The sequence below is a fragment of the Acidovorax sp. LjRoot129 genome, assembly GCF_964253765.1.
Lineage (GTDB): Bacteria > Pseudomonadota > Gammaproteobacteria > Burkholderiales > Burkholderiaceae_C > Acidovorax.
Window position 1 is genome coordinate 660,554 of sequence record NZ_CAXUSE020000001.1, and the last position, 24,530, is coordinate 685,083.

Consider the following 24,530-nt stretch of genomic DNA (forward strand, 5'->3'; position numbering starts at 1 on the left):
CAAAGCCCATGACCGCCACCACCGCGCCGCCAGCATCGATGCCCTGGGAGGGCTCCTACCCCGAGGCCCTGCACGACTACCAGCTCGACCTGGCGGCGCTGCCTGCCAATGCCGCGCAGCTGGCCGCGCAGGCCGCTGCCGACCATGGGGACCAGCCGGCATTCACCTTCGTGCTGCCCACGGGGGCCAACGTGGTGCGCAGCTTCAGTGAGGTCGATGCCCTGTCCGACGCGTTTGCCGCCTGGTTGGTGCGCGAGCAGGGGCTGCAGGCGGGCGAAGTGATCGCGCTGCAGATGCCCAACTGCCTGCATTACCCCATCGCCGTGTTCGGTGCGTGGAAGGCCGGGCTCATCGTGACCAACGTGAACCCGCTGTACACCGGGCGCGAGCTGCGCCTGCAGCTCGAAGACAGCGGCGCGCGCTTGCTGCTGGTGTGCGACATGTTCCTGCAAGTGGGGCGGCCCGTGGCCCAGGCGCTGGGCGTGCCGGTGCTCACCGCCAGCCTGTGGGACTTTTTCGAGGAGCCCGTGGCGTCGGCCATCCGCGCCAAGATGGCGGGGCCTGCCGATGCGGATGCAACGCCGCTGCCGCGCATGGCCGATGCGCTGGTGCGCGGGCAGGCACTGGCAACCATCGACCGGCGCAGCCACCCCGTGGCGCTGTACCAGTACACGGGCGGCACCACCGGGCGCAGCAAGGGCGCAGTGATCACCCATGGCAACATCCTGGCCACCTTGCGCATCACGCGCGATTTTCTCGATGCCTACGATGGGCCCAAGCGCGGCGAGACCATGCTCACCATGCTGCCCATGTACCACGTGTTCGCCTTCATGGTGAATTTTCTGGTGTTCTTCCAGGTCGGCGCGCGCAACCTGCTGGTGCCCAGCCCGCGCCCCATGTCCAACCTGCAAAAGACCTTCGAGCAGTTCGAGGTGCAGTGGACCGCCGGCGTGGACACGCTGTTCGCCGGCCTGCTGGCCGAGCCCTGGTTCCAGGCCAAACCACCGAAGCTGCGCTACGCCTTCTCTGGCGGCACGGCACTGCGCACGTCGACCGCACAGGCCTGGCAGGCCGTGGTCTGCCCCATCCTGGAGGGCTATGGCATGACCGAAACGTCGTGCATCGTCTCGTGCAACCCGCCCTCGGCCACGCCGCGCCTGGGCACCGTGGGCGTGCCCATGCCGGGCTGCCGGGTGCGCGTGGTCGATGACCAAGGGTGCGACCTGCCCCAGGGCGAGCGCGGCGAGTTGCTGGTGCAGGGCCCGCAGGTCGTGGGCGGTTATCTGCATGCGCAGGAAGACAGTGCCAGCGCGATCCGGGATGGATGGCTGCACACGGGCGACATCGCGCAGCTGGAGGAGGGCGGTTTCATCCGCATCGTGGACCGCAAGAAGGACATGATTCTCGTCTCGGGCTTCAACGTCTACCCCAACGAGGTGGAAGACGTACTCGCCGCCCACCCCGACATCACCGAGGCCGCCGTCATCGGCGTGCAGGACGCTGACACGGGGGAAGCCGTGCGCGCCTTTGTCGTGCCACGCAACTCGGCCCTCACGGCCCAGGACGTGGAGCGCCACTGCCGCACCCAGCTGACTGCCTACAAGGTGCCCCGGCAGATCATCTTTCGCGAGCAGTTGCCGAAGTCGCCGGTAGGGAAAATTCTGCGCGCAGCCCTGCGCGAGCCCACCTGAGCGCCGCCGCCCTGCGGCAGCACGTCGGGCCGGCGCTCAGTAGCCTCAGTAGCTATAGACGCCGCGCCCGGTCTTGCGGCCCAGGCGGCCCGCGGCCACCATTTCCTTGAGCAGCGGGCAGGGGCGGTACTTGCTGTCGCCGAACTCGGTCAAATACACGTCCATCACGGCCAGGCACACATCCAGGCCGATCATGTCGGCCAGCGCCAGCGGGCCGATGGGCTGGTTGCAGCCGAGCTTCATGCCAGCGTCGATGTCTTCGGGAGTGGCCAGGCCTTCGGCCAGCACGAAGAAGGCCTCGTTGATCATGGGCACCAAGATGCGGTTGACCACAAAGCCAGGTGCGTTCTTCACGGTGATGGGGCTCTTGCCCAGCGCCTCGGCCAGCGCCTTCACGGCGTCGTGCGTGGCGTCAGAGGTCTGCAGGCCGCGGATGATTTCTACCAGCGCCATCATGGGCACGGGGTTGAAAAAGTGCATGCCGATGAACTTGTCGGCGCGGCTGGTGGCGGCGGCCAGCTTGGTGATGGAGATCGAAGACGTGTTCGATGCGATCAGCACCTCGGGCGCCACGATGGCGTCCACCTGCTTCAGGATCTTGAGCTTGAGCTCGTAGTTCTCGGTGGCGGCCTCGATCACGAGCTGCGCGGCCTTGAGGTCGTCGTAGCTGGTGGAGGTCTTGATGCGCGCCAGGGCCGCATCCTTGTCGGTGGCGCTGATCTTTTCCTTCTTGATCAGGCGGTCCAGGCTGCCGGCCACGGTGGCCAGGCCCTTTTGCACTGCAGCATCGGAGATGTCCACCATCACCACATTGATGCCGGACACCGCGCAGGCCTGCGCAATGCCGTTGCCCATGGTGCCCGCGCCGATGATGCCAACGGTCTGAATCGTCATATAGAGAGCCTTCTTCAAAGTGAAACGGATGGGCGCGATGGTAAGACGAAAAGCACGCCCGTTCGGTTATGGTGGCGCCAGCCCGCTCACCAGACGGGCGCTGGAGGCAACACAACCATGTTCGACTACATCGTGATTGGCGGCGGATCTGCGGGCTCAGTGCTCGCAGGCAGGCTGACCGAAGACCCCGCCGTGCGCGTGTGCCTGCTGGAGGCCGGCCCTGCCGACAGCAGTGTGCTCATCCATTGCCCGGCGGGCCTGGCCGTGATGGCCAAGTTCGAGCTCAATGGCTGGGGTTTGAACACCACGCCGCAGGCCGCGCTCAACAACCGGCAGGGCTACCAGCCGCGTGGCAAGGTGCTGGGCGGTTCCAGCTCGATCAACGCCATGGTCTATGTGCGTGGCCAGCATGCGGACTACGACCACTGGGCTGCGCAGGGCAATCCGGGATGGGGCTGGGAGGACGTCAAGCCCTACTTCCTCAAGGCCGAACACAACGAGCGCGGTGCCGATGCCTGGCACGGCCAAGGCGGGCCGCTGAATGTGGCAGACCTGCGATCACCGCACCGCTTCAGCCACCTGTTCACCGAAGCGGGCGTGCAGGCGGGCCACCAGCACAACACCGACTTCAACGGCGCCACGCAAGAAGGCGTGGGCCTGTACCAGGTCACGCACAAGAATGGTGAGCGCCACAGTGCCGCCAAGGGCTATCTCACGCCGCACCTGTCGCGGTCCAACCTGAAGTTGATCACCGGCGCGCATGCCACGCGCATCCTGTTCGAAGGCCAGCGCGCGGTGGGCGTCGAATACCGGCAGGGCGGCGCGCTGCACCAGGTGAAGGCTGCACGCGAAGTTCTGCTGAGCGCGGGCGCGCTGCTGTCGCCCCAACTGCTCATGCTTTCCGGCGTGGGGCCGGCTGCTGAGCTGCAGCGGCACGGCATCCCGGTGCTGCACAACCTGCCTGGCGTGGGCGCGCACCTGCACGACCACCCGGACGTGGTGCAGGTGCTCGATGCGCCCAACCACCGCGACCTGTTTGGCCTGTCGCCCACCGGCATGCTGAGCGCGCTGCGCGGTATTACCGAATGGCGCAAGCACCGCACCGGCATGCTCACCACGAACTTCGCCGAGGCAGGGGGCTTCATCAAGAGCGACCCGGGCGAGCAGGAGCCCGACCTGCAGCTGCACTTCGTGATCGGCAAGCTGGTGGACCACGGCCGCAAGACGGTGCTGGGCCACGGCTACTCGGCCCACGTGTGCTTGCTGCAGCCCAAGAGCCGCGGCGCGGTCACGCTGGCCAGCAAGGACCCAATGGCGCTGCCGCTGGTGGACCCGCAGTTCCTGACCGACCCCGACGACATGCAGCGCATGGTGCGCGGCTTCAAGCGCCTGCGCGAGATCCTCCAGCAGCCCGCCCTTGCGCAATACGGCGCGAAGGAACTGGCCGCTTCGGCCGGCGCGCAGACCGATGCGCAGATCGAGCAGTTCATCCGCCAGTACGCTGACACCATCTACCACCCCGTGGGCAGCTGCCGCATGGGGCCCGGCGCGATGGATGTGGTGGACAGCGAATTGCGCGTGCACGGCCTCACGGGCCTGCGCGTGGTGGACGCATCCATCATGCCGCGTATCGTGAGCGGCAATACCAATGCACCTACGGTGATGATTGCGGAAAAGGCGGTGGACCTGCTGCGCGCCGCGGCGTGACGGATGTCACGGACTACCGCGTGAATGCGCTGTGCAGGCGTCGCAGGGGCTTCGATCAGGAAGTTTTTCACAGCCGGCGACGCCGTTGATTCATAGACTTCATTTCATGGAAGCGGGCACATGGTGTGCCCGGCCCGGTGCCCGCGAAAAGCGGGGCCGACCAGGCCTTGAAGGCCATGAAGAAAGAAGAATCCCATGAAGATCGACCCCCGCGAAATTGCCGCCCTGGCCAGCGCCCAACCCGCCGCCCCGCGCATGGACATGTACGCCGGTATCCACAAGGCCCTCCGCGCCTACATGGCCGACACGCTGCTGGGCCTGGGCCGCATGGATGTGGATGACGATCTGGAGTTTGCCCACACCTGCGACCGTGTGATGCAGATGCTGGATTTGTGCCGATCACACCTGCACCACGAAAACCATTTTGTGCACGCCGCGATGGAAGCGCGCGAGCCCGGCGCGTGCGCGGGCGTGGAGGCTGAGCATGGCGAGCACGAAGCGGCAATCGCCGCGCTGGCCGACGGCGTCTCGCACCTGCTGGCCTGCGCCCGGCCGGCCCGCGCAGCCACCGCGCATGCGGTGTACCGGCAGCTGGCGCTGTTCATCGCGCACAACTTCGAGCACATGGACGAGGAAGAAACGGCGCACAACCGCGTGCTGTGGGAGCACTACTCTGACGAGGAGCTGGTGCGCATCCACGACGCGCTGGTCGCGTCCATCCCGCCGCACGAGATGATGGCCACCGCCCGCTGGCTGGTGCCCTTCATGTCGCCGGCCGAGCGCACCGCCCTGTTGTCCGACATGCAGCAACACGCCCCGGCGCCGGTGCTCGCGGCCGTGCTGGCCCATGTGCAGCCCCACCTCACGCAGGCCGAATGGGCCAAGCTGATGCGCAGCCTGGGGCTGCCGCCCCTGCCGGGCTTGGTGCATTAAGGGCTGAGGCGCCGGCGTCCTCAAGATGGTGCTGCGAAGTGGCGCTTAGGTGGCTCGTCAGCGAGAAGGCCCGTAGCAATTCGAAGGGCGTTTCCTCAGGCCTTGAATCGCTTGCGCGTGAGCGCCAACGCCACCCAGAAGGCCACGACCGTTGTAACGATCAGCACCAGCCCGTGGCGCCATGGGTGGGCGGGCCATTGGTCCATGAACAGCGGCCGCACCAGCTCCACCGCGTTGGTCAGGGGCAGCCAGTCAGAGATGGCGCGCACCACGGGCGGCAGCTGCTCGCGCGGGAAGAACACGCCCGAGAGAAACATCATTGGCGTGAGCACCAGCGTGAAGTAGTAGGTGAAGAAGTCGTATCCCTTGGCCAGCGCGTTGAAGATGAGCGCGATGCTGGAGAACATCACGCCCACGAACAGCAGCACCGGCCAGGCCACCAGCAGCTTGGGGCTGTGGCTGATGCCCAGGGCCAGCATCACGCACAGGATGGCCGTCACGGTGAACACCGCCTTGAACGCCGCCCACAGCATCTCGGCCAGCACCACGTCGTCCAGGCTCACGGGCGCGTTCATGATGCCGTCCCAGGTTTTTTGCACATGCATGCGCGAGAAGGCCGAGTAAAGCGCCTCAAAACTGGCCGCGTTCATCGCGCTCATGCAGATCGAGCCGCTGGCCAGGAACAGGATGTACGGCACCTGCGTGCTCGTGCCCCCCGCACCGGCCACGTTCAGTTGCCCCACCAGCGCCCCCATGCCATAGCCAAAGGCCACCAGCCACATCAGCGGCTCGGCAATATTGCCCACCAGGCTGGGGATGGCCAGCTTGCGCCACACCAGCAGGTTGCGCATGAACACGGGCCACCAGCGGGGAGAAAGGTGCGGCGCGCGCCACACGGAGGGCGATGCGGGCGCGTCGGCGAGGGCCGGCGCGAGGGATGCGGAGGAGGGGGTGGTCTGCATGCACCTATTGTGCGGCGTCGCCCTTGCGGCCGCCAGCACTTGAGGGGCAGGGCGGCGTGGGGCGCAGGCATGGGCATTGCTTGCTGCTTGGCGTCCCGATCCTTGACTGTTCAACACCCCAGGAAACCGCATGAACCGCACCGACGTCACCGAAAAAATCATCAGCACCAAGGTCGCCAAAGGCCTGCAGTGGAGCGCCATCGCCAAGAAGGTGGGGCAGTCCAAGGAATGGACCACCGCCCTGTGCCTGGGCCAGATGACCGCCACGCCCGAGCAGGCCAAGGTGCTGGGCAAGATCTTCGGCCTCACGGCCGAGGAGCAGAAGTGGCTCCAGGTCGTGCCCTACAAAGGCTCGCTCCCCACGCCCGTGCCCACCGATCCGCTGATCTACCGCTGGTACGAGATCGTGAGCGTGTACGGCACCACCATCAAGGAGCTGATCCACGAGGAGTTCGGCGACGGCATCATGAGCGCGATCGATTTCAGCATGGACATCCAGCGCGAGGCCGACCCGAAGGGCGACCGCGTGAACGTGGTGCTGTCGGGCAAGTTCTTGCCATACAAGCAGTACTGACTGAGCGGGGCTCGCCCGCTCATCGCGCCGCCTTACGCGGCCTTCCAGAAGATGTAGTCGGCCTGGTACTTCACGATCTCGCGGGCGCCCTTGTTGGCCGTCGTGCAGGCCGTGGCCGGCGCCACGCCACCCTTCAAGGCGACGCGCTGGATGTAGGTGACGCCCATCATGGCGCCGGAGCCCATGGCCGGGTTGGCCTTGACCAGCTGGTACGGGAGGTTGCCCATGCCCGACGGCGCCACGGCCAGCTGCGTGGCGGTGAGCTTGGAGCCGTCTTGTGATTCCCAGGTGGCAGGTGGGCCGTAGTAGGTGCCCACTTGTTTGCCGCTGCGGTCGTTCAGCACCGCCTTGGGGCCTACAAACACCCACTCGGTCTGGCCGGGGGCATTGGCCTTGTCGCGGCATTCATAGGTGATCTCGCCCACGCCCACGGTTTCCATGGCGACCTTGTTGCCGGCGGGCACCTTGATCGAGTCGGGCAGGCTGTCTTGCGAATACATGGGGCCGGCGGAGGGCTTCATGGCGCCGCAGGCCGCGAGCAACGTGGCTGCTGCCAACGTGCAGGCCAGAGGGCCGAGGCGGGAGCGCATAGGCTGGGTGTTCATGGTGTTTCCCTTTACTTCAGTGCGGGTTGGAAAAGCGACAGCACCAAAAAAGCGGGCTGCAGCAGGTACTACGCATGAAGTGGCGGCCTGGATGTGGGCAGGAGAAATCTCTTCTTTGCGAAAGGGTTATCGCGGCGCTGCGGGCGGGGGCGTGCCTGGGCGAATGGCTGAGGGCGGTGCACATGCTGCTCCGGAACGCAGCAGCGCGCCGGCGGGCAGCGAAAGCTCTTTGCCCACGGGCGTGTAAGCCCAATTTTTAGCCAAATAGGCCTCCAGCGCTTATTTTATAAGCGCTAGTAGCTATTAATTTAGGAGTAATGCCTTTCGGGCCCGCATACCGCCGCACCCGCCCGCGCAGCCCCCGGTGGATTCACTCCCTAATCTGCCGCCCCGTGAGCTTGAGGAACAGATCCTCCAGATTCGCTGGCCGGTGCAGCGTGCGCAGGTGGCCGTGCTGGGCCAGAACCTGCAGCAATGGCTGGGCGTCCTGGGTATAGAAAAACACGGTCTCGCCGCTGACCTCCACGCGCGCGGCCAGGTGGCGCAGCGCGTCGTCGTGCGCCAGGGCCACAGCACCCACGCCGAACACCTCCACCACATCCGGCTCCAGGTGCTGGGCGATCAGCTCGCGCGGGCGGCCCTCGGCGATTTTCTTGCCGTGGTCCAGCACCAACAGGCGCGAGCACAGGCGCTCGGCCTCGTCCATGAAGTGGGTGGTGAGCAGGATCGACTTGCCCTGCTGCAGCAGCAACTGCAGCCGCTCCCACATCAGGTGGCGGGCCTGCGGGTCCAGGCCGGTGGTGGGCTCGTCCAGCAGCAACAGGCGCGGGTTGTTGACGAGGGCGCGTGCCAGCGACAGGCGCCGCTTCATGCCGCCCGACAGCTCGCCGGGCTTGGCATCGGCCTTGTGGGTGAGGGCGGCAAATTCCAGCAGCTGGGGCACACGCTCGTCCATCACCGCGCCCTTGAGGCCAAAGTAGCGGCCGAACACACGCAGGTTCTCCGCGCAGGTGAAGTCCGGGTCCAGCGTGTCGAACTGCGTGACCACGCCCAGTTGCGCCTTGATGGCCAGCGCATCGCGCGGCATGTGCAGCGGGGCCGCATCCGCCCGGGGCGTGAAATGCACCGCCCCCCCGTCGGGCGCCGCCTGGCCCAGGCACATGCGGATGGTGGTGGTCTTGCCCGCGCCGTTGGGGCCGATGACGCCCAGACATTCGCCCGGGGCAATGGCAAAAGAGACGTCGTCCACCACCGTGGTTTCGCCATAGCGCTTGCGCAGATTCAGAACTTCAAAAAGTGCGGTCATGCCTGATTGTGTGCCATGCTGGTGCCTCAGCGGGCTCAGCAGAAGCGCCGCGGACGGCGGCGGTGGTCTTGCGCAGCCGCTCTGCAGGCAGATCACCCCGCATAGTGAATAAGGCTGAATAAAACCCTGCAGCCTCACGGCACCATGAACCTCAAACCTGCGCAAACCGGCTACGTCGAGCTGCCACTGGGCGCCCTGGACGCCACACGGATCGAAGCGGTGTGGCGCTACGACGCCATGGCGCGTGGCAGCCAGCTGGTGCTGCCGGACGGCCGGATGGACCTGGTGGTGCATTGCGCCTTGCATCCCGACGGCTCGGTAGCCACGGTCTGGCCTGTGATTGCAGGCCCCGCCGATCAGCCGGCGCTGGTAAACACGCGCTTGGCAACCGTCATCTTCGGAGTGCGCTTTCACATGGGCTGGGGTGGTGCCTGCCTGGGCACGTCGCCCGGGGCGCTGCGCAACCGAACCGCGGTGGGATCAGAGGCCGCCCATATCCTGGGGCCCCTGGCCTTGCAGCCTTTAGTGCAAGCCCGCACGGCGCAGGGCGTGGAGCAGGCATTGCGCTGCGCCGCCCGCGGGTTGGCCTCGCGGGCCGCCGTGGCCCCTGCCCAGGGCCGCGCACTCGCAGCCATCGAGCGGATGGTGCGCCAGGGGCACGCGTTGGAGGAAGGCGGGGGGCGCTGGGCCGGGCCATCGTCGCGCACCCTGCGCCGGGATATGGCTGCGGTGGCGGGCTTGCCGCTTCGAACCTTGGCGGGCATTCTGCGATTTCAGCGCGCCATGGGCTTGCTGCAAGCCGCCGACACATCGTTGGGGGAGGTTGCCGCGATGGCGGGGTACGCCGACCAGGCGCACATGACCCGCGAGTTCCGCCGCTTTGGCGGCTTCACGCCCGCAATGCCCACACCGGCGCCTGTGGTCCAAAGGACACCCTGCCAGCGCTGACGGGCGTGGCCGAAACGTTCAAGACGCGCGCACCTTCAACCGAGAGACTGGCCTTTTTTCTTAGCGCGTGCGATGTATATCCAATCCCTTTTTGCTATCGAAGACTTCCAGGAGCTCTATGACCTGGCGCGGTCCTATCCCTTGGCCACCGTAGTTGCGGCCACATCCGAAGGGATGGAGGCGAACCTCCTTCCGCTGCAGATGGCCGAGGGCGCCGGCCCGGCGCTGCTGAAAGGCCATGTGGCGCGTGCGCATTCGTTGGCGCGGTCAGTCAAAGAGGGTGCGCAGGTCCTCGCCGTGTTTCAGAGTCCGAATGCCTACATCTCCCCGCGGTGGTATGTGAACGGCCAGCGCAGCGGACGCCTGGCGCCGAGCTGGAACTACGTCGCGGTGGAAGCGAGGGGTTGCATCCGCTTTGTCGAAGACCCGGACTGGATGCGGGAGCACCTCGCGGGGCTCGCAGCATCGCAGGAGGCGCACCGCGATCAGCCGTGGTCTCTGCAGGACGCTTCGCCCACGTTCGTTGACGAGGCTGCGCGGCATCTGCTGGGTTTCGAGATCGATGTGGTCCAGATCACGGGCAAGCGATTTCTCTCCCAGCAGCGCACGCAGGCGGACCGCTCAAGCGTCGTCAAACATCTGGCGTTGGAGCGGTCGGGAGCCGCCCACGATGTCGCGGCGTTGATCATTCCCTGAGGGCTTGCCCGCGCAGCGCAGAGCGCGCCGGGCAGGCGTCAGGCCGCCGCCATCAACCGCCCCCGGCCCGATGTCTTGGCCTCGTACAGTGCGCCGTCGGCCCGGGCCATCAACATGGCCAGGCTGGCTTCTCCGGGCTGCAGGACGGCCATGCCGGCGCTGTAGTCCAGCACAAAACCCAGTTCGGCGGCGCTGGCGTCGTGCAGGCGGTGGCGCAGGCGGCGGTCGAACGAAGCGCCAGCGGCAGCCGCGTTGTGCAGCATCAGCACCCCAAACTCTTCGCCGCCCAGACGCGCAATCAGGTCGCCACTGCGGCAAGTGTCGTTGAGCAGCCGCGCAAACAGCTGTAGCGCGCGGTCACCGGTGTCGTGCCCGTGGGTGTCGTTGATGGATTTGAAATGGTCCAGGTCCAGCATCAACGCGGTCAGCGGCAGGCGGTGGCGCCAAGCGTGCGAGAGCAGGTTTTCGCCCTGGCTGGAAAAGCCCCGGCGATTGAGCAAGCCAGTGAGCCCGTCGGTCATCGCCAGCGTGCGCAGCCTTTGCTCGGCCTCGTACCGCCAGGCCACAAGCACGGCCACCGTGCCCAGCACCAGGCTCACATTGGTGGCCAGCGCGGCGGCCAGATTGACCGGGTGGGGCGTGCGAAAGCTGGGGTACTGGTCGGTAAACGCGCCCAGCAGGCCCCGCGCCAGTGTGAACACGGCGGAGGTGGCCAGGCAGCCCAGGAGCAGGCTGCGCCAGCGCAGATCGGCGAGCACCAGCGGGTACAGCGTGGCCCGCGCCACGATGGCCAGGATCAGCGCCATCAACCCGTTGGCCCAGCCCACGCGCCAGGCGTAGTGGTCGAAACCCAGCGTGTAACCCAGGGGCGCCGCCACCACCAGTGCCAGCAGAACCCGCCGCAGCGGCCGCGGGCCCAGCCATTCTTCGAGCGCGCGGTACAGCATCCACTGGGCTGCAGCGTTGCAGGCAATCGACAGTGTGGACAGCGCCTGGTCCCACAGCGACGACGACGCGATGATGGCCGCCCAGGCCAGCGCCTGCAGCAGCAAGCTGGCCTGCACATGGCGGGCCGCACGGCTCAGGTCCCGGCCCATGATGAGCGGCAGGACTGCCGAGATCATGAACAGGTTGGCCGCCATGACTGCCATGAGCGTGAGGAAGTCGAGGGACATGGCGCGCAGGACCGCGTGAATCTTCTTGCTGTGAGTCTCGTGCTGCTTTACTGAAACGCGACTTCGGCAAAACTGCGTAGCTTGCGGCTGTGCAGTCGGTCCACACCCCCCTTGCGCAGGATCTCGATCGCGCGCATGCCGATGCGCAGATGCTGGTCCACGCGCTCGCGGTAGAAGTGGTTGGCCATGCCGGGCAGCTTGATCTCGCCATGCAGCGGTTTGTCAGACACGCACAGCAGGGTGCCGTAGGGCACGCGGAAGCGGAAACCGTTGGCCGCAATCGTCGCGCTCTCCATGTCCAGCGCCACGGCGCGGCTCTGGCTGAAGCGCAGCTGGGGCATGTTGTCGGGCAGCAGCTCCCAGTTGCGGTTGTCGGTGCTGGCCACGGTGCCCGTGCGCATGAAGCGCTTGAGGTCAGCCTCGGGCACCTGGGTCACATCGGCCACCGCCTGTTGCAGCGCCAGCTGGATCTCGGCCAGCGCCGGAATCGGCACCCACAGCGGCAGCTCTTCGTCGAGCACATGGTCCTCGCGCACGTAGGCGTGGGCCAGCACATAGTCGCCCAGCTGCTGGCTGTTGCGCAGGCCCGCGCAGTGGCCCAGCATCATCCAGGCATGCGGGCGCAGCACGGCAATGTGGTCGGTGATCGTCTTGGCGTTGGACGGGCCCACGCCGATGTTGACCATCGTGGTGCCACTGCGGTCGGCGCGCACCAGGTGGTAGGCGGGCATCTGCGGCAGGCGCGGCGGCGCGGCGCCCAGCTCGTCGCCCGCTTGCGCCGGCAGGCCCTTGCGCCGGGTGACCACGTTGCCCGGCTCGATGAAGGCCACGTACTCGCTGTCCTCCTTGGCCATCTCGGCATGGCCCAGGCGCACGAACTCGTCGATGTAGAACTGGTAGTTGGTGAACAGCACGAAGTTCTGAAACCACTCGGGTGCCGTGCCGGTGTAGTGGCGCAACCGGTGCAGCGAATAGTCCACGCGCGGCGCGGTGAACAGCGACAGCGGCTGCGCCTCGCCCGGTCGCGCCTGCCAGGTGCCGTTGGCAATGCCGTCGTCCATGGCGGCCAGGTCGGGCAGGTCGAAAACGTCGCGCATCAGCATGCGGCGCTCGGCCGTCAGCGTGCCTTCGATGTGGTCGTGCTCGGCGAACGAGAAATGGATGGGAATCGGGTGCGCGCTGGTGCCCACTTCCAGCTCCACGTTGTGGCTGGCCCGCAGCAGCCGGAACTGCTCTGCGTAGTAGTTGGCAAACAGGTCGGGCCGGGTCAGCGTGGTTTCGTACCGGCCGGGGCCCTCCACAAAGCCATACGCCAGCTTGGAATCCGCCCGCGCCACCGTGGTGGTGTGGACACGCACAAAGGGGTAGAAGGCCCGCACCGCACTCTCCGGCGTCTCGCCCCCCACGAAGCGATGCATGGCATCGCGCAGGTGGCCAATCTGTTGCTGATAGATGCGCTGCACCTGGGCCAGCGCGTCGGCCGGATCGGTGTGGCGAGTGGGGGCGATGAAGTCAGGGACGAGGGGCATGCGCTATTTTCGCTTGCCCGCATGACCGCAGGCGGACGAGTCGATTTTTTGAAGAAATGCCGGGGGCGCAACGCCCCGTTTAGCGTGCCTGGGGTCGGCTGTCCAGCCACTGGACGGCGGCATCCAGCACCGGATCGCCTCCACTCAGCGCGCGTTGCACGAGGCTGGCATCGACAGGCACGCGCAGATCGGGCTCGACGCCTTTGCCAAACACGTAATGCTCACCATTGGCACCCAGTTCCGCCACGGTGGGGGCGTGCACGACCAGATCGCCGGGCAGCAGGATGCGAGTCGTCATCCCGACGGCGCCAGGGGTGGCCTCTGTCGCCACGACATGCGCCCGCCCAGCTTTTTGCAGCCAAGCGGAGAACAGTTCGCAAGGCCCCGTGCAATCCTGACCGATCAACAGTACCAAGGGTGCGCCGTAGAACCCGTTGCCCTGCGTGAACAGCGGCAGCTGCGGCGGAAGGCCCAGGCTGCCCCGGGTGCGCCATACCTTGGCGGTAGCATCCACTTGGCGTTGCGCATAGCCCTGCAGCCGCAGTGGTCGGTCGTATGAAAAGAAGGACGCCGCGTAGTGCGGAACCAGTTGGTACGTGCCATGGTTGGCGCCGCGCAGGTCCACCACCAAGCCCCGCAGTCTCGACTGGTTCGCTGCCGCTAGGTTGCGCTCCCACAAATCGAGATTGCCGCCCCCGTCTGCAAAAGAGTTGATCGCGATGTAGCCATACTGCCTGCCCGATTGGCTGCGCAGTTGAAATGCAGACAGCGATTCATTGTTGGGCGCTGTACCTGCCGGTTGCGGCCGATCGGCAAAGCGCTGGCGCAGGTCGATGGTTTGGTCCCTGCCGTCCTGCCGGATCTTGAGGACCATGGCGTCGCGTTCATAGGCCATGAGTTTGAGCGCATCGTGGCGCCGTCCGGCCTCGGTAGGCCGGTTGGAATAGCGCGATACCCGCCCCAGGTAACGCGCAATGCCCTCGCCATTCACCTCCACAATTTCCGCTCCCGGGCGCAGGCCTGCCAGATCCGCGGTGGAGCCTGGCGCCACGCTGCCAACCATGGCGCGGGCGTCCGACAGCCACCAAACACCCGGCACGGGCACGGGTGTGATTCCGCGTGGCTGCCACTGTCCCCCTAAGCCGGTGTCCAGACCAGGGATGAGCCCCTTGGAGCTGCTCGCACCGCGCATGTCGACCCGAAAAAGGCCGTCTTGCAGGCGGGTACCGATCTCGGCATAAATCTGTGCAAGCGCCTGTCGATCCTTGTGGTCGCTCACCTGGCGAATCCGGTCCATCAGCTCTGCTTGCAGCCTGCCCCAGTCCATCGGAGGGTTGCCCCGAAAAGGATAGCGCTCTTGCATCACACTGGTGAATGCCTTGAAGGCATCGCCAGGCGCGAGCCGAGACAAGTCGATGTCGGTAGTGGATTGCACGCTGTATTGCGAGAGCGCGATTTCGCGGCTGCGGTCGAAGCTGAAGCCACGGCTGTCCAGCGTCACCACCGTATAGCCGCGCGGCAGCCGCACCATCGGGTCGTCGGCTGTGAAGAGCCGGCCATCGGGGCCAAAGCCCGAAGGAAAGGGGGCGCCCGCTTCGTTCGCCCACACCAGCAGCTTGCCGCCCACGGGCTCCATGGCCAGCTCGGGCTGCAGCGGCCATTCCATCTGCACCGAGCTGGTGGTGAGCATGGCGTGCTGCTCGATCGGGTCGAGCGACCGGCGGCCGGCGCGGCGCGGCAGATTGGCATGGACCGACAGCGCAAAAATCTTCACGCCAGGGCCCGACGCGCGCGCACGGCCCGAGCCCAGGTCGAACAGGGCGCCCGGGGGCGACGACGGCAGGTCGATGGACACGGCCGAGCTGTCCGCGCGGGGCGTGGCCAGCAGCTGGTCTTGCGGGGCGGTAACGTGCGCGGCCTGCCGCTGTATGAAGTAGGCGCCCTGGTCCAGCAGGGCCACGAGGGTGCTGCTGGCGGCCATGGGGTCGCCGGCGCCGCGCTCCAGCGCCGCGATGAGCCGCAGGGGGCCGCCTTCGTCGCGGGCCATCACCGCAGGTCCGGTGGGGGCCTGAAAGGGCGTGCCGTTGCGGTTGTTCCAGGCCTGGCGACCGGCGTCCATGACCTGGCCGCCGGTGGACATCACCTGCTGGCCCGTGGACACCGCGCTTTCACCACGGCTCATCACCTCGCCCGCGCGGCCGAGGTTGCCCAGCATTCCGCCTTGTGCCAGCGCCCAAAGGGGCGTCAGCGTCAAGGCCACCAGCACCACGGCGGCCTGCGCGCGGCGGGTTCGCGCACGACGGCCACCGCGCACCGTGCGGTGCTGCGGCGCAGCGCCCGGCAGAGGTCCCGCAGCGCGGTGGGTGAACGGGTCACAGAGCAGGCGGATGATGAACATGGTGGCGTGGGCGTTGAGTGGGTGCGAGCGTGCGGTCGGACTCAGGCGTAGCGGATGACGAAGTCGTTGTCGGCAGCGCTCACGTCGATGGTGCCGATGGTCTTGGCATCCACCGAGGCCTGCAGGAGCTCCATGGCCAGGCGGGGCAGCAGGTTCTGAGTCAGGATCGCGTCGATCATGCGGGCGCCGGATTCGACCTCGCTGCAGCGCTCGCGGATCAGCTGCACCGCGCTGTCGTTGAAGTTGAACTGCGCGCCGTGGTTGGCTTCGATGCGTTTCTGGATGCGGCGCAACTGCAGGCGGATGATCTGCTCGAGCATGGCGTCGGAGATCGGGTAGTAGGGCACCACCGTCAGGCGGCCCAGCAAGGCGGCCGGGAACTTGTCGAGCAGGGGCTGGCGCACGGCCTTGGTCAGTGCCTCCGGCCCGGGGATCAGGTCCGGGTCGTTGCACATGCCTGCGATCAGCTCGGAGCCCACGTTGGAGGTCAGGATGATTACCGTGTTCTTGAAGTCGATGTAGCGGCCTTCGCCGTCTTCCATCCAGCCCTTGTCGAACACCTGGAAGAACATTTCGTGCACGTCGGAGTGGGCCTTCTCGATCTCGTCGAGCAGCACCACGCTGTAGGGCCTGCGGCGCACGGCCTCGGTCAGCACGCCGCCTTCGCCGTAGCCCACGTAGCCGGGCGGAGCGCCCTTGAGCGTGGACACGGTGTGTGCCTCCTGGAACTCGCTCATGTTGATGGTGATGAGGTTCTGCTCACCGCCATACAGCGCCTCGGCCAGGGACAGCGCGGTTTCCGTCTTGCCCACGCCCGAGGGGCCTGCGAGCAGGAACACGCCGATGGGCTTGCCCGGGTTGTCGAGCTGCGCGCGCGCGGTCTGGATGCGGCGCGTGATGGCCTCCAGGCCGTGGCGCTGGCCGATCACGCGCTTTTCCAGCGTCTGGGTGAGCGTGAGGACGGACTGCACTTCGTCGCGCACCATCCGGCCCACGGGGATGCCGGTCCACTCGGCCACGACGGCCGCCACCACGCCCGCGTCGACCACGGGGTGCAGCAGAGGGTCGTCGCCTTGCAGGGCCAGCAGCTCCTTGCGCAGTGCGTCCAGCTCTGCCGGGGTGACGGTGGGCTGGGCGGGGGCCGCAGCGGTAGGAGCAGCCGGTGCAGCCGCGCTGCTTTCGGTTCTGGTTGAGGAGGTCGCGGTGGTGGCGGCGCCCGCACCGGCGGATGTTGCTGCCTTTGTGCCGGAATCGTTGGGCAAGCGCGCGGGTCGTGCGGCCATCAGTGCAGCTTCTGCATCGACGATGCGCTGGGCCAGGCCGCTTTCGCGGGTCAGCCGTTCGGACAGCGCGTCGTGTTCCTGCTGCAGGCGCTCGAGCGAGGCCGCCAGTTCATCCAGGCGGCCGGCATCGGCGACGCCCAGGGCGGCTTCGCGCTCCACCACGTCCAGCTCCACCCGGATCGCCTCTTGCTGGCGGATCACGGACTCCAGGCGTGCCGGGGTCGCGGTCAGCGCCATCGCCACGCGCGAGCAGGCCGTGTCCATCAGGCTCACGGCCTTGTCGGGCAGCTGGCGCGACGGGATGTAGCGGTGCGACAGGCTCACCGCCGCCACCACGGCCTCGTCCGCGATCCGCACCTTGTGGTGGGTTTCCAGCTTGGCGGCCACGCCGCGCAGCATGTTCACAGCCTTGGGTTCGTCGGGCTCGAGGATGTGCACCAGCTGGAACCGGCGTGTGAGTGCCGGGTCTTTCTCGATGTACTTCTTGTACTCGGCCCACGTGGTGGCGCCGATGGTGCGCAGCACGCCGCGCGCGAGCGCAGGCTTGAGCAGGTTGGCCGCGTCGCCGGTGCCCGCCTGGCCGCCCGCGCCGATCAGCGTGTGGACTTCGTCGATGAACAAAACGATGGGTGTCGTGCTGGCCTGCACTTCGTCCAGCAGCGAGCGCAGGCGGTTTTCGAACTCGCCCTTCATGCTGGCGCCAGCCTGCAGCAGACCCACATCCATCACGCGCAGTTGCACGCCCCGCAGCGGCGGCGGCACGTCGTCCGCGGCGATGCGCAGCGCCAGGCCTTCGACCACCGCCGTTTTGCCCACGCCCGCCTCGCCCACAAGGATGGGATTGTTTTGCCGCCTGCGCATGAGGATGTCGATCATCTGGCGCACTTCCTCGTCGCGCCCGGTCACGGGGTCGAGTTCGCCATTGCGGGCACGCTCGGTCAGATCGACGGTGTAGCGCTGCAGGGCTTCCTGCTTGCCCCCGCCCAGCGGCGACGTCGCGCCGCTCGCCTCGCCGGGCGTGCCTTGCAGGCCGGAGCCGTCCGCTGCCTGCAGCTTGGCCTCTGGCGACAGGGGCAAGACCTTGGGGAACGCGTCGCTCAGGCCCGGCTCGCTGAGTTTTTCGAGCTCCTTGGAAATGGAGCGCAGCTCGTTGGCCAGGGTGCGGGTGCGCAGCATGCCGGACAGCCAGTAGGCGCTGCGGATCTGCGACTCGTTGAACATCAGTGTGGCGTATACCCAGCCGCGTTCAATCGACATCTCGATTTGATCCGAGAAGTCGGAGATGGAAGTGGCCCCGCGCGGCAGCCGGTCGAGGCTGCGGAGTACGTCAGCGGCGAGTTGCTCTGCATCCACCTCGAAGTGGCGAAAGAGCCTCAACAGGTCGGAGTCGTTCTCTTGCAGCAGCTGGTGCAACCAGTGCACCAACTCAACATAAGGATTGCCCCGCAGCTTGCAGAACACCGTGGCGCCCTCCAGCGACTTGAAGAGCAAAGGATTAAGTTTTCCAAACAGGGCAAGGCGGCTGATCTCTGACATGGGCGTGAAGGCGGTGCGTTGGAAGAAATATGTGAACGGGATGTGGTTTGGCGGTGCTTATTGCTTCGTCGGGTGCGGTTCCCGGTGGGCGCGGACCCGGTGGCCGCGCAGCTGGAGCCAGTTTTCGGGATCAAGGCGGAAGTCGTCAGCGTCGCGTGGCGCAGGCTCGTTGAGCATCCAGCTGGTCCAGCCCAGGCGGGTTGTGCCACCCAGGCGCGTACCGGGCACTTCCTCGCGTTGGAGCACCAACTCAAAGTCCCAGGCGTATTCGATTCCCAGGTAGCTCCGCACCCAGTCCACCAGCGCCTTGAAATCCGGCTGCCCTGGCAAGAAGCGCTCGTACTGGGTCAGCGTCATCGGGCCGATGCGCAGCCGGAACTTGCTTTGCGCGTCCGGGACGCGCGATCCCACTACTGTGTCCACACCCAGTTGGGAGTTGCTAGGGTGCCGCGATAGGCGTGTCTGCTGCGATGGTTCAAGTTCCAGGAAGTGCAGACAGTATTCCTGCAGGACAACAGGCACACCGAAGTAGCTGCCGATGGCGCGCTGCAAGCCCTCGGGATTGCGGGTGGCGCGCGTAAGGTGCCCTGCCATGTGCAGCTTGGCGTGGTCCTCCACCGCGTCGCGCCGACGTGAAGAAGGTTCGCCGATGCCGATGATGCTCGCCAGGTGGCGTCCGAACATGTCATCGCCTGGGCGGTCCAGCGAGACGGTGGGCTGTGCGTCCGCCCACGCACGAAAAAACAGCAGCAGCAGGCGGTGATGGAAGATGTCGGAGAACCGCGCCAGCGCCGGATCGTCGTATTGGCGCTGCCGCTCCCGGACGTATTCCGTCAGGTGGGTCGGCATGGGCCCGTTTGGCCCGTACAAGCCGAAGTTCCAGACCGTCAGCCGTTCCGGCTGCCCTGCCACTGGCGGCAGCAGTTCCGCAATGGTCGCGGGGGCAAAAGCGAGCGACGGGTCTTGACCCAGGCGAATCGGTTCAGCCTGCGGACGCGCGGCGCGGCCCAGAAGCGGTTGGTCAGAATTGCGGGCTTGCAGCCAACGGAGCGCGAAGAAGAGGTCAAAGGCATGCGGGTCGCGGCGCAGCCGCTGCCAAAAGTCTGCGGTTTCGCTCGGCCGCTGCGCTGCCTGAGATGTCGAGGAAGTCGCTGCGCGGCTCATGTATTGGGTCTCTGCCCCGGGCGAACGCTCCACTTCGCGACCGGGCCGCGTTGCCGCGAGTGCAACGACAACTCAGTGAAGCTGTTGACGCCCACATGGCGTGCGAAGAAGCGTTCGAGCACACAGGCCAAAGGCCAGGCGCTCACGCCCGCGAATGACGACTCATCCACTGTGAGTGCAACGCCAACCCCGCGGCCATACACCAGTTGCCTGTGCTGGGCCAGGCGCCGGGTGATGGGCCGAATGTTGACCTCTTTGAGTCCCGCGACCTGGCCTGCCAGGGCATGGTTGCCCAGCGCCAAATAGAGGTTCATCAGCTCGCGCAATGTCGCTGCGCCTTCCTGGTCGGAAAGGTCGGTCATGGCCAGGTAGTTCAGCGAAAGGTGCGAGATGAGTCGCCACGTGATTTCGTTCTCTGCCACGCTGCCCATCGGCCGCGAAGGCCCAGCAATGGTGCGGATGGCGCCGATAGGTGCGGAGTCAAGCGTGTTGAAGTCGCCCTCGGCCTGGTTGGTCGGCATGAGCAGGGGCAAGTCGCGGTTTGTGCACAAAGTGCGTACGGACAGTTGCTTGAGGTCGTCGGAAAAGGGGGCTGCGCGTTGGTCTACCAGTGAGAGAAAAACTTCGCTGCCCAGGTACTGGGTGCGGGGGCCGAAACGCACCGCGTGCTCCGAGAACAGCCTCGGCTCACGCCGCACTGCGAAATAGGCTTGATCATCCGAGCGTATGCCGTGCACGGATGCATACAGCGGGACGAACTCCCGATCGTTCACCTGCCCTTCTTGATGCCCCGTCACGCTCAGGACGCTGTACACCTCGAAGTCACGCGGGCGGGTGCGCTCCATGACCACGTGATATTCGTTCATGCCAGCTGACACATGAATCCGGTCTGCCATGCGTTCGAAGAGGTTGACCGCAGGGGTGCAATGCAGCAGGAAGTTCTGCTGATCTACGACAGGCTCTAAATCCGGGCTGGCTTTGCGCAGCAGCAAGGTCAGGGCCAGGCGTTTGGAGGGAACCTGGCGCAATAAGGTAGACAAGCCCTGGATGGAAAAGAACCGGAATCGGGGCGGGAACGCGAAGTACTCGTGCAGCAGCCGATGGCCCTGGAAGGCCCTGTGGGAGTAGGGCAGCAGCGCTTGGCGCTGCTCGTACCCCTCTGCCTGAAGCGCCTCAGCCGGCAGGTACCCGTACACCCTGGTCGGGTCTTGCACGTCGTGCAGCACGATGCCGAGAAGCGACTCATGCAACAACTCCTGCAGGTGTGACGCGACAGCGTCCGTCGCGTGAACGTAGAAGTCCAGCCGGTCCATCGGTAGGTGCGCGAAGTCTTTAGCGCCCTGGATGTCGAGCTCCAGACGCAAATGCCCTGCAGGCTCATGCGGCAGGCCGAAGCGCGCGAGCGGAACGTCCAGGGGGGGGCCACCAAGCGTCGCGCGTGTCAGACTCACCGGCCACAGCGTAACGTCGTGGCCGGTGCGGAAGTCGCAAGGCGTCTGGTCATCGGTGGTCTTGCGGGACCGCAGCATGCTGCCTGCAGGCAAGCAGTACCCGTCTGCTACGTTGCCTTCAGTTTCGCTGGGCGACATTTGCACGATGACCATCGCAGGTGTGGGCGCCAGATAGTGGGGACACACCATCTCCAGGATGCGCTGGGACAGCCTCGGGAACTCCGCGTCCATCTTCATCTGCACCCGCGCGGTCAAAAAGCTGAAGCCTTCCAGCAGGCGCTCGACGTACGGGTCGGCCACGTCCAGGTCGCGCAGTGCGAGGCGGCCCGCCACTTTCGGAAATGCTGCAGCGAACTCGGCGCCCAGCTCACGCAGGTAGGCCAGCTCGCGGTTGTAATACTCCACCAGACGCGGGTTCATCGGTAATTTCCCACTGTCAGCCTCTCAAATCCGATACCACCACCTGGCCTGTTTCCAGGTCCAGGCTGGTCTTGAGGAGCAGTTCCAGGGGGTAAGGCATTGACCAGAACTGGCAACGGATCTCGAACTGCAGTGTGTTGTGGTGATTCAGCGAATCGAAGGAGGGCAGCAGGGTCACGGCCAACGACTGCGGCAGAACGCGGGGCTCGAAGGCCAGGATCGCGCGGCTGACGTTGGCCTCCACATCTTTCCAGTCCAAGTCTGAAAGCAGCTTGCCCGCGAGAGGCGTCATGCCGTAGTTGAGCGTAGACCGCTCGGCATGCGCCAAACCGTCGAAGTCTATGTGCCCGGACGCATTGCTGGCATTGAGCAGCCAGCCCAGATCACGCAGCAGGGCGGCTCGAAGACGTGATTCGGTCACGTAGACCGCGTCCGCCTGTTCGGTTCTTTTGCTGGGTTCGTGGTCGGTAAGCCGGTCCAGTAAGGCCGGTTGCAGGCGGTCCTTCTCGGTCCCGAACCCGCTCAGTCGCCTGGAAAGCATGGCAGTGCTACGTCACGCGTTGAATGCAATGGTGCGGACGTCCAGCACTGCATGGTCGCCGAGCTCGGAGCTCAGTACCCGCTGTCCCCGACCTGCGACATGCTCGCCTCCGATGTCCGTCCATTCGGTACGCCGCGCCAGGCGCAGGCTGTCGTCATCGCTTGCATGGGCGGGGTAGCGCGCAGGAACCAGACCTTGCAGAGTGCTCTCGTTTACCAAAGTCAGCTCGGCAGGTTGCCAAACGAGATCCCGCAAATCCTGTGGCTTCTCTAGTGCAATGCTCCGCACGGCGGAGAAAGGAACCCAGTAGTAGCAACCGTTGGTATAGAGTTCGAAAATGGGCCCGAGGCGTGAGTCCGAATCGCACAGCCATTCGAAAGGTTCGCCGTTGATTTCACCCGGGGACGCGGGGGCCATGTCCAGCGCCTGGGTGCGCAGCTTCAGGGCTGCTTCTTGCGACCCTTCAGACTGGGCCTTCAATGCATCCACCATGTAGCTCAGCCACTGTGGGGGTTCGCCCAAAATGTAGGGAGTGCGTCGGCCTTCGAATACCTCGCTGCGCAGCAATTCGCAGCGCATCGCTTCCCGGTAAGCCTGAGCCATTGGCACGGCCTTGGGGTCCAGCTGGGCGCACACCTGCAGTTGTGCCAGCGCCTTGTTCCAGTCGCCCAGAACAGCCAGCAGCTGGAAATAGAAGGTGCGCAGCGACGCTCTGGCGGGCTCTTCGCGGATCGCATCCCTGACGCGGCTCAGTTGCACGTCTAAGGGGCTATGGGAATCAAAAAGAACAGCAGTCACGTTAAAAACTCATGGAAGGCTGTGGCGCAAAAGCGTCCACGGCGGTTGTAGCGGACTGTCACGTAAAAGCCGGCTCAAGGAGGACGGGGCTGGCGAAGATGTCCATTCCCGTTCTCATGTTTGCCTGTTGCATTCGCCGCCCCTCTGTACCGCACTGCATTGACGGTGCGGAGCCTCGTCATGCAGCCGCGTTCATTGGACGGCGAAGTTGGTGGCATTGCCTGCCCTGCAATGGGTGGATGGGTGGATTCCGGTGCCCAGCATTAGGACGCCTGCTCGCCAGTCGGGCATCGGGCGCCTGTCCCAGGGCAACGGCGCAACCTCCGCGTCGCCGTCACTGCCCGGGCGAGCAGGTGCAACGCTGGCCGACACAGCATTTCAGCGGCTGAGCAACGGCAAACTTACCGGACTCAGTTGCCCGCTTCCTTGACGGAGGGCAGCTTGGACACCAGGCGCAAGGACACCGTCAGGCCTTCAAGCTGATAGTGCGGACGCAGGAAGAACTTGGAGGTGTAGTACCCCGGATTGCCTTCCACTTCGTTCACTTCGACCTCGGCAGCGGCCAGAGGTTTGCGTGCTTTGGTTTCTTGCGACGAGTTCGAAGGATCTCCATCGACGTAGTTCATGATCCAGTCGTTCAGCCAGCGTTCCATGTCGCTGCGCTCCTTGAACGAGCCGATCTTGTCGCGCACGATGCACTTGAGATAGTGCGCGAAGCGGCAGCAGGCGAACATGTAGGGCAGCCGCGCCGACAGGTTGGCATTGGCCGTGGCGTCTGCGTCGTAGTACTCGGCAGGCTTGTTGAGCGACTGGGCGCCGATGAAGGCCGCCACGTCCGAGTTTTTGCGGTGCACCAGCGGCATGAAGCCGTTTTTGGCCAGCTCTGCCTCGCGGCGGTCGCTGATGGCGATTTCTGTGGGGCACTTCATGTCGACGCCACCGTCGTCGGTGGGGAACGTGTGCGCAGGCAAGTTTTCCACGGCGCCGCCGGATTCGACACCGCGGATAGACGTGCACCAGCCGTAGTACTTGAAGGACCGGTTGATGTTCACCGCCATGGCGTAAGCCGAGTTGGCCCAGCAATACTTGCTGTGGTTGCCGCTCGCCGTTTCTTCTTCGAAATCGAACTCGTCTACGGGGTTGGTCTTGGCGCCATACGGCAGACGCGCCAGGAAACGTGGCATGGCCAGTCCGATGTACTTGGAGTCATCCGACTCGCGCAGGCTGCGCCACGCAGCGTACTCGGTGTTGGTGAAAATTTTGGTCAGGTCGCGCGGGTTGGCCAGCTCTTGCCACGAATCCATCTGCATCAGCGCAGGGGAGGCGCCAGAAATGAATGGGCAGTGGGCAGCCGCAGCCACCTTGGCCATTTCACCCAGCAGTTCCACGTCGGGTGGGCTGTGGTCGAAGTGGTAGTCGCCCACCAGGCAGCCGAAGGGCTCGCCGCCGAACTGGCCGTATTCTTCTTCATAGACCTTCTTGAAGATGGGGCTCTGGTCCCAGCCGACACCCTTGTAGCGGCGCATGTTGCGGTGCAGCTCCTTCTTGGAGATGTTCATGACGCGAATCTTGAGCATCTCATCCACCTCGGTGTTGGTCACCAAGTGCTGAAGGCCGCGCCAGGCGCCCTCTAGCTTCTGAAACTCCGTGTGGTGGATTACCAAATTGACCTGCTCGGAGAGCTTGCGGTCAATCTCCGCGATGATCGCCTGGACGGTCTGGTACGCATCATTGGAAATGGTGGTGACCGAGGCCAGTGCTTGTTGTGCCAGGGTCTGGACAGCGGCTTCCACCGCGTCACGGGCCTGATCCGTCTTGGGTTTGAATTCCTTGTTCAGCAATGCCGCGAAGTCGTGACCTTCCAACGACTGGGCGGTAGATGATTCAGTGATGGCTACTGCGCTCATGGGTAATCTCCG

At 65.6% G+C, this 24,530-nt stretch carries 19 protein-coding genes; 6 read left to right on the forward strand and 13 right to left on the reverse strand.

All coding sequences use genetic code 11. The features are described from left to right. Positions 1–8: 8 nt before the first annotated feature. Entirely contained in the window at positions 9–1,691 is a 1,683-nt protein-coding gene (locus tag ACSQ3Q_RS03130) for an AMP-binding protein (RefSeq protein WP_436132955.1), read from the forward strand. Between the two features lie 45 nt (positions 1,692–1,736). Here the strand turns inward: ACSQ3Q_RS03130 and ACSQ3Q_RS03135 are convergent, their stop codons facing one another. Continuing rightward, on the reverse strand, positions 1,737–2,585 hold the full coding sequence (locus ACSQ3Q_RS03135; RefSeq protein ID WP_436132956.1) for a 3-hydroxybutyryl-CoA dehydrogenase: 849 nt from the start codon (positions 2,583–2,585) through the stop codon (positions 1,737–1,739). A 117-nt stretch (positions 2,586–2,702) separates the two neighbouring features. Here ACSQ3Q_RS03135 and ACSQ3Q_RS03140 point away from each other — a divergent pair, with 117 nt between their 5' ends. Together ACSQ3Q_RS03140 and ACSQ3Q_RS03145 are read left to right on the forward strand one after the other, a co-directional pair. Beyond that, entirely contained in the window at positions 2,703–4,292 is a 1,590-nt protein-coding gene (locus ACSQ3Q_RS03140) for a GMC family oxidoreductase (RefSeq protein ID WP_436132957.1), read from the forward strand. 195 nt (positions 4,293–4,487) lie between these two features. Continuing rightward, positions 4,488–5,225, forward strand: a complete 738-nt coding sequence (locus tag ACSQ3Q_RS03145; protein WP_436132958.1) for a hypothetical protein — start codon at positions 4,488–4,490, stop codon at positions 5,223–5,225. 95 nt (positions 5,226–5,320) lie between these two features. Here ACSQ3Q_RS03145 and ACSQ3Q_RS03150 read toward each other — a convergent pair whose 3' ends face one another. Continuing rightward, positions 5,321–6,187: an ABC transporter permease gene (locus ACSQ3Q_RS03150; RefSeq protein WP_436132959.1), complete on the reverse strand. Its 867-nt coding sequence runs from the start codon at positions 6,185–6,187 to the stop codon at positions 5,321–5,323. A gap of 130 nt (positions 6,188–6,317) precedes the next feature. Between ACSQ3Q_RS03150 and cynS the strand changes: the two genes are divergently transcribed. Then, positions 6,318–6,761, forward strand: coding sequence for a cyanase (gene cynS / locus ACSQ3Q_RS03155; protein WP_436132960.1), 444 nt, complete (start codon positions 6,318–6,320; stop codon positions 6,759–6,761). 32 nt (positions 6,762–6,793) lie between these two features. Here the strand turns inward: cynS and ACSQ3Q_RS03160 are convergent, their stop codons facing one another. Together ACSQ3Q_RS03160 and ACSQ3Q_RS03165 are read right to left on the reverse strand one after the other, a co-directional pair. Next, on the reverse strand, positions 6,794–7,366 hold the full coding sequence (locus ACSQ3Q_RS03160) for a DUF3455 domain-containing protein (protein WP_436132961.1): 573 nt from the start codon (positions 7,364–7,366) through the stop codon (positions 6,794–6,796). Positions 7,367–7,736: 370 nt separating this feature from the next. Next, positions 7,737–8,672, reverse strand: coding sequence for an ATP-binding cassette domain-containing protein (locus tag ACSQ3Q_RS03165; protein ID WP_436132962.1), 936 nt, complete (start codon positions 8,670–8,672; stop codon positions 7,737–7,739). Positions 8,673–8,816: 144 nt separating this feature from the next. On the opposite strand from ACSQ3Q_RS03165, the gene ACSQ3Q_RS03170 reads away from it, so the two are divergent. Both ACSQ3Q_RS03170 and ACSQ3Q_RS03175 read left to right on the forward strand, forming a co-directional pair. Next, entirely contained in the window at positions 8,817–9,620 is an 804-nt protein-coding gene (locus ACSQ3Q_RS03170) for a helix-turn-helix domain-containing protein (RefSeq protein WP_436132963.1), read from the forward strand. A 72-nt stretch (positions 9,621–9,692) separates the two neighbouring features. After that, positions 9,693–10,316: an FMN-binding negative transcriptional regulator gene (locus ACSQ3Q_RS03175; RefSeq protein ID WP_436132964.1), complete on the forward strand. Its 624-nt coding sequence runs from the start codon at positions 9,693–9,695 to the stop codon at positions 10,314–10,316. A 38-nt stretch (positions 10,317–10,354) separates the two neighbouring features. On the opposite strand, the gene ACSQ3Q_RS03180 is transcribed toward ACSQ3Q_RS03175, so the two are convergent. The 9 genes from ACSQ3Q_RS03180 to tssC all read right to left on the reverse strand — a co-directional run bounded on the left by ACSQ3Q_RS03180 (position 10,355) and on the right by tssC (position 24,518). Beyond that, positions 10,355–11,491 (reverse strand): GGDEF domain-containing protein, encoded by a 1,137-nt coding sequence (locus ACSQ3Q_RS03180; RefSeq protein WP_436132965.1) that lies wholly within the window; start codon positions 11,489–11,491, stop codon positions 10,355–10,357. Between the two features lie 47 nt (positions 11,492–11,538). Then, positions 11,539–13,020, reverse strand: coding sequence for an AMP nucleosidase (locus ACSQ3Q_RS03185; RefSeq protein WP_436132966.1), 1,482 nt, complete (start codon positions 13,018–13,020; stop codon positions 11,539–11,541). 79 nt (positions 13,021–13,099) lie between these two features. Then, positions 13,100–15,418 (reverse strand): S41 family peptidase, encoded by a 2,319-nt coding sequence (locus tag ACSQ3Q_RS03190; protein WP_436132967.1) that lies wholly within the window; start codon positions 15,416–15,418, stop codon positions 13,100–13,102. Between the two features lie 41 nt (positions 15,419–15,459). Next, a complete protein-coding gene (tssH, locus tag ACSQ3Q_RS03195; RefSeq protein ID WP_436132968.1) occupies positions 15,460–18,237 on the reverse strand; it encodes a type VI secretion system ATPase TssH in 2,778 nt (925 codons plus the stop codon). 57 nt (positions 18,238–18,294) lie between these two features. Beyond that, the gene (tssG, locus tag ACSQ3Q_RS03200) at positions 18,295–19,401 is read right to left on the reverse strand and encodes a type VI secretion system baseplate subunit TssG (protein WP_436132969.1); all 1,107 of its coding nucleotides are present in this window, start codon (positions 19,399–19,401) and stop codon (positions 18,295–18,297) included. Next, positions 19,398–21,272: a type VI secretion system baseplate subunit TssF gene (tssF, locus tag ACSQ3Q_RS03205; protein ID WP_436132970.1), complete on the reverse strand. Its 1,875-nt coding sequence runs from the start codon at positions 21,270–21,272 to the stop codon at positions 19,398–19,400. Before tssF ends, tssG begins: the two co-directional genes overlap by 4 nt. Positions 21,273–21,288: 16 nt before the next feature. Further along, the gene (tssE, locus tag ACSQ3Q_RS03210; protein ID WP_436132971.1) at positions 21,289–21,813 is read right to left on the reverse strand and encodes a type VI secretion system baseplate subunit TssE; all 525 of its coding nucleotides are present in this window, start codon (positions 21,811–21,813) and stop codon (positions 21,289–21,291) included. A 12-nt stretch (positions 21,814–21,825) separates the two neighbouring features. Next, the gene (locus ACSQ3Q_RS03215) at positions 21,826–22,611 is read right to left on the reverse strand and encodes a type VI secretion system accessory protein TagJ (RefSeq protein WP_436132972.1); all 786 of its coding nucleotides are present in this window, start codon (positions 22,609–22,611) and stop codon (positions 21,826–21,828) included. A 410-nt stretch (positions 22,612–23,021) separates the two neighbouring features. After that, complete coding sequence (gene tssC / locus ACSQ3Q_RS03220) at positions 23,022–24,518, reverse strand: type VI secretion system contractile sheath large subunit (RefSeq protein ID WP_436132973.1); 1,497 nt, start codon at positions 24,516–24,518, stop codon at positions 23,022–23,024. Positions 24,519–24,530: the final 12 nt, after the last annotated feature.